Annotated in this window: 9 protein-coding genes, 1 tRNA gene and 1 rRNA gene; 1 reads left to right on the top strand and 10 read right to left on the bottom strand. The window is 42.8% G+C overall.

Annotated features, from left to right (window positions below):
* The 8 genes from R8N46_RS19950 to R8N46_RS19915 all read right to left on the bottom strand — a co-directional run.
* Positions 1-75, bottom strand: a 16S ribosomal RNA gene (locus tag R8N46_RS19950); the annotation flags it as partial.
* 549 nt (positions 76-624) lie between these two features.
* Positions 625-1,878 carry an HD-GYP domain-containing protein gene (locus tag R8N46_RS19945; RefSeq protein WP_005381029.1) on the bottom strand — a complete coding sequence of 418 codons (1,254 nt, stop codon included), beginning with the start codon at positions 1,876-1,878 and terminating at the stop codon, positions 625-627.
* Between the two features lie 130 nt (positions 1,879-2,008).
* Positions 2,009-3,007 carry a LacI family DNA-binding transcriptional regulator gene (locus R8N46_RS19940; RefSeq protein ID WP_005381031.1) on the bottom strand — a complete coding sequence of 333 codons (999 nt, stop codon included), beginning with the start codon at positions 3,005-3,007 and terminating at the stop codon, positions 2,009-2,011.
* A gap of 104 nt (positions 3,008-3,111) precedes the next feature.
* The gene (gene chbG / locus R8N46_RS19935; RefSeq protein ID WP_005385547.1) at positions 3,112-3,867 is read right to left on the bottom strand and encodes a chitin disaccharide deacetylase; all 756 of its coding nucleotides are present in this window, start codon (positions 3,865-3,867) and stop codon (positions 3,112-3,114) included.
* A gap of 18 nt (positions 3,868-3,885) precedes the next feature.
* Positions 3,886-5,208 carry a 6-phospho-beta-glucosidase gene (locus R8N46_RS19930; protein WP_115386300.1) on the bottom strand — a complete coding sequence of 441 codons (1,323 nt, stop codon included), beginning with the start codon at positions 5,206-5,208 and terminating at the stop codon, positions 3,886-3,888.
* A gap of 12 nt (positions 5,209-5,220) precedes the next feature.
* On the bottom strand, positions 5,221-5,532 hold the full coding sequence (locus R8N46_RS19925) for a PTS lactose/cellobiose transporter subunit IIA (protein WP_031777269.1): 312 nt from the start codon (positions 5,530-5,532) through the stop codon (positions 5,221-5,223).
* A gap of 51 nt (positions 5,533-5,583) precedes the next feature.
* On the bottom strand, positions 5,584-6,918 hold the full coding sequence (locus R8N46_RS19920) for a PTS sugar transporter subunit IIC (protein WP_005381064.1): 1,335 nt from the start codon (positions 6,916-6,918) through the stop codon (positions 5,584-5,586).
* 88 nt (positions 6,919-7,006) lie between these two features.
* On the bottom strand, positions 7,007-7,312 hold the full coding sequence (locus tag R8N46_RS19915; protein WP_115386301.1) for a PTS sugar transporter subunit IIB: 306 nt from the start codon (positions 7,310-7,312) through the stop codon (positions 7,007-7,009).
* A 247-nt stretch (positions 7,313-7,559) separates the two neighbouring features.
* On the opposite strand from R8N46_RS19915, the gene R8N46_RS19910 reads away from it, so the two are divergent.
* Complete coding sequence (locus R8N46_RS19910) at positions 7,560-8,843, top strand: carbohydrate-binding protein (protein WP_115386302.1); 1,284 nt, start codon at positions 7,560-7,562, stop codon at positions 8,841-8,843.
* 247 nt (positions 8,844-9,090) lie between these two features.
* Here the strand turns inward: R8N46_RS19910 and R8N46_RS19905 are convergent.
* Both R8N46_RS19905 and R8N46_RS19900 read right to left on the bottom strand, forming a co-directional pair.
* Positions 9,091-9,175, bottom strand: a tRNA-Leu gene (locus R8N46_RS19905).
* Positions 9,176-9,365: 190 nt separating this feature from the next.
* Entirely contained in the window at positions 9,366-10,031 is a 666-nt protein-coding gene (locus R8N46_RS19900) for an SDR family NAD(P)-dependent oxidoreductase (RefSeq protein WP_033906213.1), read from the bottom strand.
* Positions 10,032-10,232 lie beyond the last annotated feature (201 nt).

Raw genomic sequence — 10,232 nt, 5'->3', positions numbered from 1 at the left:
TCGTTTCCGCTCGACTTGCATGTGTTAGGCCTGCCGCCAGCGTTCAATCTGAGCCATGATCAAACTCTTCAATTTAAGATTTTGTCGGCTCAATGAATACTGAACATTCCTTTCGCTAATAAATAGCAGAAGTAATGTTTGAATTGACTGTGCTCTTATTGGTTTTTACTTTTGAAAAAGTAAAACAAAACAGCTCAAGGCTGCTTCCCAATTCGAATGGTCACTTCGTTTCATTGAAACCTAATTTGATACCGAGGTATCTAATTGGATTATCATCAACGAGTGCCCACACAGATTGATAGGTCTATATTGTTAAAGAGCTTGCTTTGCGAGAAGTTTTTCTCTCAAAGCGGAGGTGCATTCTAGCGATTTAGTTGTTAGTGTCAAACACTTTTTTAAACTAATTTTTTGTAGAAGCTTTTTACCTCTTCGACCCTGCTAAAGCCTTGTGGCGTCTGCCGTGTCGATGGATGCGCATTATAGGGAGAAGATTTTCTTTGGCAATACTAAAAGTGCATTTTTTCTAAAAAAACATGCCAAATGGATACTTTCCATCCAACCCTAAAATTACCCAGAAATAACACTCAGGATTTATACAATTTACCCACAAAAAGCTGTGGATAACTACTCATCACTATCAAAGAAATAAGAAATACGCGAACGCGGATTTAGATACTCTTTTACTTTATCCGGTAATTTTGACGGATGAATCGCGTTAACTATCTTTATATCTTTTGAGGCAAGATCAATGATTGGCGCTTGCGTCCTTGGTACTGATGGATCGTAAACCAAGACATTCGGGAATAATAGATGCGATGCATTCACTGAGATAACCAGGCCGACCATATTATTAGAAAGCTGAACTACGGTACCCGGAGGAAACACGCCCATAAACTTAATTAGGATGTTCAGGTTCTCTTCTTTATATAGGTGTTTACAGTTCTTATATAAATGAGAGAGTGCGGTATAAGGAATCTTTTGATCTGAGACTATCGGTGTATGACACAAGTTATCAAACGCATTGGCTACAGCAATAATTTGAGCAAACTCGTTGATCTCATCTCCTTTCAGGCCTTTAGGATAACCAGACCCATCTCTTAGCTCATGGTGCTGCGCAATCACAATTCTCGCGACTTCGGGAAAAGCCTCGATTTGACTCGCAAGATCGACGCCATATTTAGTGTGCAACTTTAAGTAGTTGGTTTCTGGCTCTGTTAGAGGTAGTTGCTTTCTTAATATTGCAGTCGGGATTTTTATTTTCCCGATATCATGGAATAGTGCGGAGAAGGAAAGCTCTTTCAACTGTGCTGCTGAGTACCCTTTAGCACGGCCAATCATCATCGAGATAACAGCCACGTTCAATGAGTGGAAATAAATATCTTCAAACTCATTTTTTCCGTTCATCAGGTGTAACGTAACATTATCATCGCACATTAACTTCTCGACGATATCTTCAATAAGAAGCTTTGCTTCATCAACTGCTGCTGTCGGACGGTTACGGATTTTAGTCATGACTGAACGCATACGTGCCAGAGAGCGCTCAAACTCTTTTTCACACTGAATCACGCGTCGACGGTATGCACTTAACTTTTCTATGCGGTTCTGTTTTTCTTGCCACATTTTTTGAGTTTCATGATCTAACGACGCTTCATTTGTTACTCTGTCAGCTTGTCTTTGATCAACAGGGAGTGGAACGGCATCGCTTTGCTCTGGATTAAAGTAAACGAACTTTACGCCGAGGTGGCGGATCATCTCGACTTGCTCTTGGTCTTTAATCTTAAAGCTATTGAGTAGAAAGGGGTGATCGTTCCACTTTAGCGGAAGACGGATATGTAATCCGGGTTGAATACGATCGACCGTTAGTTTAATGGCTGCCACTTATTCACTACTGATTTATATTTCTTAAGAGAGTTAGAATACTAGTAAATTTTGTGAATAAATTCATCAGTAACTATCAAAACATCAAACCGTTATTTCTAAGCGACTCACTTAATTAGATAGAAGTAAGCTACTTTAAGGAGCGATCTGCTTTGCGTATTTTAAGCTTGGCCTCGAACACTGGCTTGTCTATTACTTCTTGATCTTTGACTAGCCCCATTAACGTTTGTACCGCTACACGGGCCATGTCACTGATAGGAAAGTGCACTGCTGATACTGTAGGGTAAAGACTTTCACAAAGATCAACACTGTCAAAGCTAGTTAATGAGATTTGCTCTGGTACAGAAATACTGTGCTCGTGTAAGTACTGCATTGCGCCAACCGTCATTTCTTCACTGCACGAAAAGACAGCCGTCACATCAGGGTGTCGTTGTAAAATTGCAGCCATTGCATCATAACCACTTTGCCGACCATAATTCCCTTCTTCACACCAGCTTTCATCAATATCTATACCAGCATCCTTCATTGCATCAATATACCCAAGCTTTCTCAATACACTGTTATGACGTTGGGATGGACCGGCAATACAAGCAATCTTTCGATGACCACCAGCTAAAAGGTGCTCAACGGCAATACGGCTTGCATGATGATGGTTAAAGGTAACACAACGCTCTTCTATTCCTTCCACGTAGCGATCCAGGAGAACGAAAGGTGTAGGCTGTTTAGCTAGTTCACGTAAGTCATCATCTGACAAATAACGACTATGAAGTACATAGCCGTCACAACGTAAATCATTAAAACGCTGAATTGCCTCTTTTTCACCTTGTGCAGAATGATGGCCTTGAGCTGTAATCAAAAACTTCTTATGAATATCCAGCTCGGTCTGAACCTGCTCCATCATCTCGCCAAAGAAGCCCCCCGTATAGTAAGTCACCAATAACCCAACCATATTACTGGATGAGGTTGCGAGTGAACGAGCAATTGCACTGGGACGATAATTCAATTGCGCCATAGCTTGCTCTACTTTTTTTCGAGTTTCCTCGCGAAATTTCCCCTCTCCATTAATAATTCGAGAAACGGTAGAGCGATTTACACCGGCGAGTTCGGCTACATCTTTAATCCTTGCCATAATGCTATTGGGTCCAACTGCAATTGTTATTAAATATTCGTTTGTGTAGAACGGCTGCCAGCAATTCGTAAGGTGCTATAGGGGGCGAAGCTGGCAGCCTTTAATCATACACCGACCATTTGATTGGTAGAAACAAGCTCAGAGTAATCCGTGACAGTTATACCATGATGAGCTAACTGTTCTTTTAAAATGGGAGAGGTAAGAACTTGTAACTCTAGCTCTCGCTGAAGCGCATAGCCACTCTTTAAGATAAGCGCCTGATCGGCCTCTGCCGGGTGGCACATCACCTCAACCAAGTCATAGTCAGCTTTTAAGCTCAATAGATGTGCCATTAAGCCATCCAAGCTCACTTTTTGATCATAAAACTCATCAGTAAAGATATACCTGATTGTCATCGATTCTTGACACAAGCCAGTGCCCCGCAGTGGCACTCGGTATTCATTCGCTACTTCTTTAATAACGGGCAAAATTTGAGGGTGAGTATGCGCGTGATGATGGCTATCTAAGTGGCTTAGCTCTAACCCAAGCGATAAAAAATGTTCCACCTGAGCTTTTGCTTCATCATAAACGACCTGAGTTTCGAAGTCCTGCTTACTCCAAAGTTCGTCATAGTTAATAAAGTGCGCTCGGCCGTTGGTCAAGTTAGGATGCTTCGTTATAGGCACACCTGCTGTAAACCTAAGATGAACGCCAATTTTCAAGTCTGGATTATGGCGAGCTAGTTCTAAGGCATGTTGCTCAGCATCCATACCCACCATCATGGTGGTTGAATGAACCACACCTTGCTGGTGAGCTTTAACGATGCCGCTATTTACACCTCTCGTTAAACCAAAATCATCAGCATTAAAAATGACTTTCATTGGCGTCCTTCCTTAGTACTACAACGTCGTTAGTTTAAATTGAGGTAAATACGGAGCGTTCACCGCTAGGATATCATCCAGGATTGACTTGGCGCGGCCAATGTCAGGCACCAATGGGTTATTGGTTAATGCCATAAGCGCCTTGTCATAATTACCTTCGACAGCAGCTTCTATTGTTAGCTGCTCATACGCTTTAACTTGATAGAGTAATCCTTTGATATTGTTTGACAACTCGCCAACCGCAAGAGGTTTCGCCCCCCAGCTACCAATCACCGCACTACATTCAATCACAGCATCGTCAGGTAGGCCGTTGATCGCTCCATTATTTAAAACGTTAACAACATGAATACTATTACGATTGTTATAAATTGAATCAACTAGGTTCAGTGATGCATCAGAATAATAAGCACCACCCCGCTCCTCTAACTCTTTCGGCTTATGATCGAGGGTAGGATCTTGATAGAGCTTAAATAGCGCATTTTCTGTTTCCATTACCTGCTCAGCACGAGTGCCTTTTTCATCGGCACTTTGTTTCTCTTCAGCAAGCATGGCATCAGTTTGGTAGAAGTAGCGATGATAAGGACATGGTATCGCCCCCAGTGCTTTTAGAAATGCAGGATCCCACGGCTCTTCCCAGATATTCTTCATACTGAAGTTGGCACCATCACCGACTTTCTCTAATACCGTTTGAGTAATATCTTCCCCATTGAGCCATGCTTTGTGTACCCACACGAGATGGTTTAACCCAGCAAACTCAAGTTGTAGCTCTTTTGGCTCGCACTCCATCATTTCTGCAATCATCATTTCCATTGAAACGGGCACATTGCACAAACCAATACTCTTTACTTTGGTGTACTTACTGACCGCTTCGGAAACTAAACCCGCTGGGTTGGTGAAATTGAGCATCCATGCGTTTGGAGCCAACTCTTCAATGTCTTTACAGATATCAAGAATGACCGGAATGGTTCGCAGTGCTTTAGCAAAACCACCAGGGCCCGTTGTTTCTTGGCCGATGACGTCGTACTTGATTGGGATTCGCTCATCGTTAGCGCGTGCAGCAAGGCCACCAACACGAAACTGCGTCATCACAAAATCCGCATCTTTTATCGCAGCACGGCGATCGAAACCGGCTTTTATCTCAATTTTTGCTCCGGCTTTATCGACCATTCGCTGAGCCAATCCTTTGATGATCTCAAGCTTCTCAGCTCCTGAATCAATGTCCACAAAATGGATTTTCTTAACGGGTAAATATTCTAAGCGCTTAATAACCCCTTCAACCAATTCCGGGGTATAGCTACTACCACCGCCAATAATGGCAAGTTTGATCGCCTCTCTAGACATTTTCATCCCCCTTTACTTGTTCGAGATTTTTTTGTTCAGTGCGACGATTTCTACAGCCATCTCTTGAGCCAAAATCGTAGTCATCAGGTGATCTTGAGCATGCACCATCACTAACGTCATCGGGACTTTCCCTTCTCCCTGATCTTCTTCAATAAGCTGAGTCTGTATTAAGTGGGCTTTATTAATGCACTCTCTTGCTTGAGAGAGCTTCTCGTCAGCCGCTTCAAAATCTTGTTCTCGAGATAAACGCAATGCCTCGTAGCTTAAACTTCTGGCTTCACCAGCATTGCAAATGATCTCCATCACAACCAATTCTTGTTCCATCATTTTCTCTCCGAAAATCGGGCCGCGGTAATTGCGGCCCATTAAGCACAGTTAAGCAGTAACGCCTTCGCCTGACGGCTGCGTGTCACCTTTAGTTTCCTTCGTCGTTGGTAGTTCTTGCTCCAACATTTGCTTCTCAAACATTTTGAAGAATGGGAAGTAGATGATTAGATCAAGAATCAATAAACCAATGACGAGCAATACTGGCGCAAAGGTCCAACCGCTACCCCACGAAGCACCTATCAGTGCCGGTGTTGTCCAAGGTGTTGTAGCGACACCCATACCCACAAAGCCGACATGCACAGCAAAATACGCAATCGTAGCGTTGATGACTGGAGCGAAGACGAACGGGATAAACAAGGTCGGGTTCATCACAACTGGGCTACCGAAGATCACTGGTTCGTTGATTTGGAAAAAGCCAGGCACCGCACTCATTCGACCAATGCTCTTAAGGTGAACAGAACGGCTAAACGACATCAGCATAACAAGAGCAAGTGTTGCACCAGAGCCGCCAATAAAGATGTAAAAATCCCAGAACGGTTGAGTAAATACGTTTGGAATCGGTTCACCTGCAACAAAGGCTTCAATGTTGGCACCAATGTTGGTCAAAAAGATTGGAGAAAGCAGTCCAACAACAATTGCAGCACCATGAATACCCGCAAACCAAAGCAGCTGGCAAAGCAATAAAGCGCCAATAATGGCAGGCAATGAGTTAGACGCACTAATTAGCGGTTTAAAGATAGCCATAACAGCATCTGGAATCAGCATGTCGTACTGGGTTTGTACGAAAAGGCTAAGTGGATATAAGGTAATGAATATCGCTAAGACTGGTAGCAATACTTCAAATGATCGCGCAATCGCCGGTGGCACCTGCTCTGGCATGCGAATCGTAATATTGTGCTTTTTCATAAAACGGTAGAGCTCCACCGAGAAAAATGCACACATCACTGCGGTGAAGATCCCGGTTCCGCCCATGTGAGACATAGACAACGCGCCATCTTTAGCTGGGGCCGCAATGAGTAAAAAAGACATTAGTGACAATACAGCACTCGTGATCCCATCCATCTTGTAAGCCTTCGCTAAACTATAAGCAACGCCCAGCGAAACAAAAATGGTCATGATCCCCATCGACATGTTGTAGGGCATCATTATGGTATCAAAATGTGTAGTGGCGAAATCGAGCCAAATTCGACCAAAAGTAAAGGTTGTATCTTCGGCAAATGGGGGGAATGCAAAAATCAAAATGAAACTACCAACAATAATAAACGGCATTGCGACAATAAAACCGTCTCTCATTGCGCGAACATGGGGCTGATTCCCCACTTTAGCTGCTATAGGGGCTATATGCTTTTCGACTGCGCCTATAATTGCGTCATAAAGCTTCATAGAATCCATCCTTATTTTAGGCAAAAGAATCCCGCATCAAATATTTATATTTGATGTACAGTTATCTTTTTTAATTTAAAACTATGGTTTAGTTAATTAATTCTAATGCTTGCTCTAGTACTTCCTCTCCCTTCATCATTCCATAATGCTGAGGAGAAATCGCGTCAATGTTTTTACCATGCTCTTGCGCCGTTTTTCTTAGCTCTTCTAGCTGAAAACGTACTTGAGGCCCGAGAAGACAAACATCGTACTCTTTAATTGCATCTTCAAATGCATTCACTGACATCGCATCAATTTTGCATTCAATTCCTTTATTTTCAGCAGCTTGCTCCATTTTCCTAACAAGCATACTGGTTGACATCCCTGCGCTACAGCATAAAAGGATCTTTTTCATAGCCTTACTCCCGTTGTGTAAATTTCAACCTGCAAAAACTGTAGCAAAAATAACCAAGACAAAAAAGAGCAACCGGTTGCATTATTCGTGAACACAATCCCAATTTAGAAAATACCACCTATTTTTTTGTAATTATTTAGGTCTAGGATAAAAGTCATAAAATAATTTAAGACATCACATTAAGTTTCAAATTATCAATATTTTACTACTGACAACGTCGTTATTAATTTCTTAAAAGGAATAGAGAATGAAATTTAATAAATTGGCTATTGCAACGCTTGTAAGTGCCGCACTATCACAACACTCATTTGCTCAAACCGACTCTAAAGGCACAATTTATCTAACGTTTGATGATGGACCAATCAATGCATCTATTGACGTTATTCAAGTACTTAACCAGGAAGATATCAAAGCGACGTTTTACTTTAATGCTTGGCATTTAGATGGAATTGGTGATGAGAATGAAGACCGTTCCCTAGAAGCCTTAAAGCTCGCATTAGACACTGGTCATATTGTTGCGAACCACAGTTACGATCACATGGTGCACAACTGCGTGGATGAGTTTGGACCGAACAGTGCTGCGGAGTGTAATGCGACCGGGGACCACCAGCTTAACTCGTATCAAGACCCTGTTTACGATGCCTCAATGTTTACGGAAAACTTATCTGTGTTAGCAAAGTATTTGCCGAACATTACAAGCTACCCGAACTACAAGGCAACAGAGTTTGCTAGACTGCCCTACACCAACGGTTGGCGCGTGACGAAAGACTTCAAAGCAGATGGGTTATGTGCCACGTCTGATGACCTGAAACCTTGGGAACCAGGATATGTATGCGATACATCCAACCCATCCAACAGTGTAAAAGCAGCTATCGAGGTTCAAGATATCCTAGCGAATAACGGCTATCAAACTCACGGTTGGGATGTGGACTGGGCACCCGAAAATTGGGGCATTGAAATGCCAGCAAACAGCCTTACAGAAGCAGAAGCATTTCTTGGATATGTGGATTCCGCGTTAAACACTTGTGCACCAACAACGATTAACCCGATCAACTCCAAAGCTCAAGAGTTCCCATGTGGTACACCTTTACACGCCGATAAAGTTATCGTATTAACTCACGAGTTCCTATTTGAAGATGGTAAGCGTGGCATGGGTGCAACGCAAAACCTACCTAAGCTCGCTAAGTTTATACAGTTAGCAAAACAAGCGGGTTATGACTTCGACACAATGGATAACTACACACCGAACTGGCAAGTTGGTCATAACTACGACGCTGGCGATTACGTCTTACACCTAGGTACTGTATACCAGGCTGTAACAAACCATACTGCGCAACAAGATTGGGCACCGTCTCCAACCTCTAGCCTTTGGACAAATGCAGACCCAGCCACTAACTGGACTCAGAATGTTTCCTATAAACAAGGTGATGTGGTGACTTATCAAGGTTTGCGTTATCTAGTTGATGTACCGCACGTGTCCCAAGCAGACTGGACTCCGAACACTCAAAATACCTTGTTCACAGCTCTATAGGCTGTTCCTACTATCACCATGTAGTAGTTTGCGCGAGGCATACCCCTCGCGCTTTTTTTGTTTTGAAGATCCAGATACAGCAAAGCCCCGACTTTCATCGAGGCTCTGTCTTAAAATATGGTACCGGTGGGCGGAGTTGATTGGACTGGCATTCCTGCCGCCACCGCGAAGGCAACGCTAACTTTCTTTTGATATTTACGAACACCTAAAACGACGAAAGGCCGCTATAAAAGCGACCTTTCTAATATGGTACCGGTGGGCGGACTTGAACCGCCACGCCCGAAGGCAACGGATTTTGAATCCGTCGTGTATACCAATTTCACCACACCGGCATCTTTGGGCTATTGCCCTTTGATGGTTGGCATTATACGTAAGCTTTTGACCTGCGCAAGCAGAAATACCTTAAATAACTATCGTTTGCTGATAATTTCGCCACAAAGTGTGACAAAGCTGTACTCATAAGAAACGTACGCTCCATTTTCTACTACTCTTCCAGATGAAAGTGAGTATACGAAACTCTTTTTAAATTCTATTCACTGTAATATCAGAAACATAACCATTCCCAATGCTCGACAACGCATTATGGAGCATCTCTGCGGCATCTTCTGCTTGCATGAAGTGACTCGTGTCCATCGTATTGCCGCTTGTTTTCCAGAATTCCGTATCCATTCCACCAGGATAAACCGCGATAATTTTCATAGGTTTTCCTTTTAGCTCCAAACGAACCGACTCAATTAATCCTTTGACGGCCCATTTCACTGCACAATACGTAGACTCTTGCGCTTTAGGTTGTTGCGCGGCAGTGGACATGATCATGACCACTTTTATTGGATGATCTTTGTAACGCTTTACTAACTCTCTTAACACATGAATCGCAGAATTCAGGTTGTTATCAATCAACTTTTGAATCTCTTCCGGCTCCTGCTCTTCCAGTAAGCCAAAATAACCACTTCCTGCACTATGAATGACCATTTCAGGCGGCTGTTTCATCCCATCAAAGAGCTGTTTCACACCTTGATGTAATGAGAGGTTGCAAGCTTGATAGCCGACGTTATGAGAGAGTTGTTTTGCTAGTGCGGATAGTTTTTCTGTATTTCTTCCTATTACATACGTCTCTTTGCCTTCCGCATCATAACGCTTTGCTAGTTCCGCCCCTAAGCCGCTACTTGCACCTGTAATTACAATCATGCGCTACCTCTTTTCAATCACATACTTTTAATTCATCTATCAATTAAGGTAACAGAATCGTGGTAATTCACACCTCAAGAGCACCATTCTTTGAAGCAAGCAGCTTTCTTACTTTCGTGATGCATGAAATATCAAGCAGAACGACGGGCATTTAACCTATGCTTAAGCAAGAATAACTTTCTGAATTTTCTATCGACTTTC

Origin of the sequence: Vibrio sp. 1874 (assembly GCF_033344395.1) — a bacterium.
Lineage (GTDB): Bacteria > Pseudomonadota > Gammaproteobacteria > Enterobacterales > Vibrionaceae > Vibrio > Vibrio alginolyticus.
Note: the sequence above shows the minus strand (reverse complement) of the source record. Positions and strands in the feature narration are given on the sequence as shown.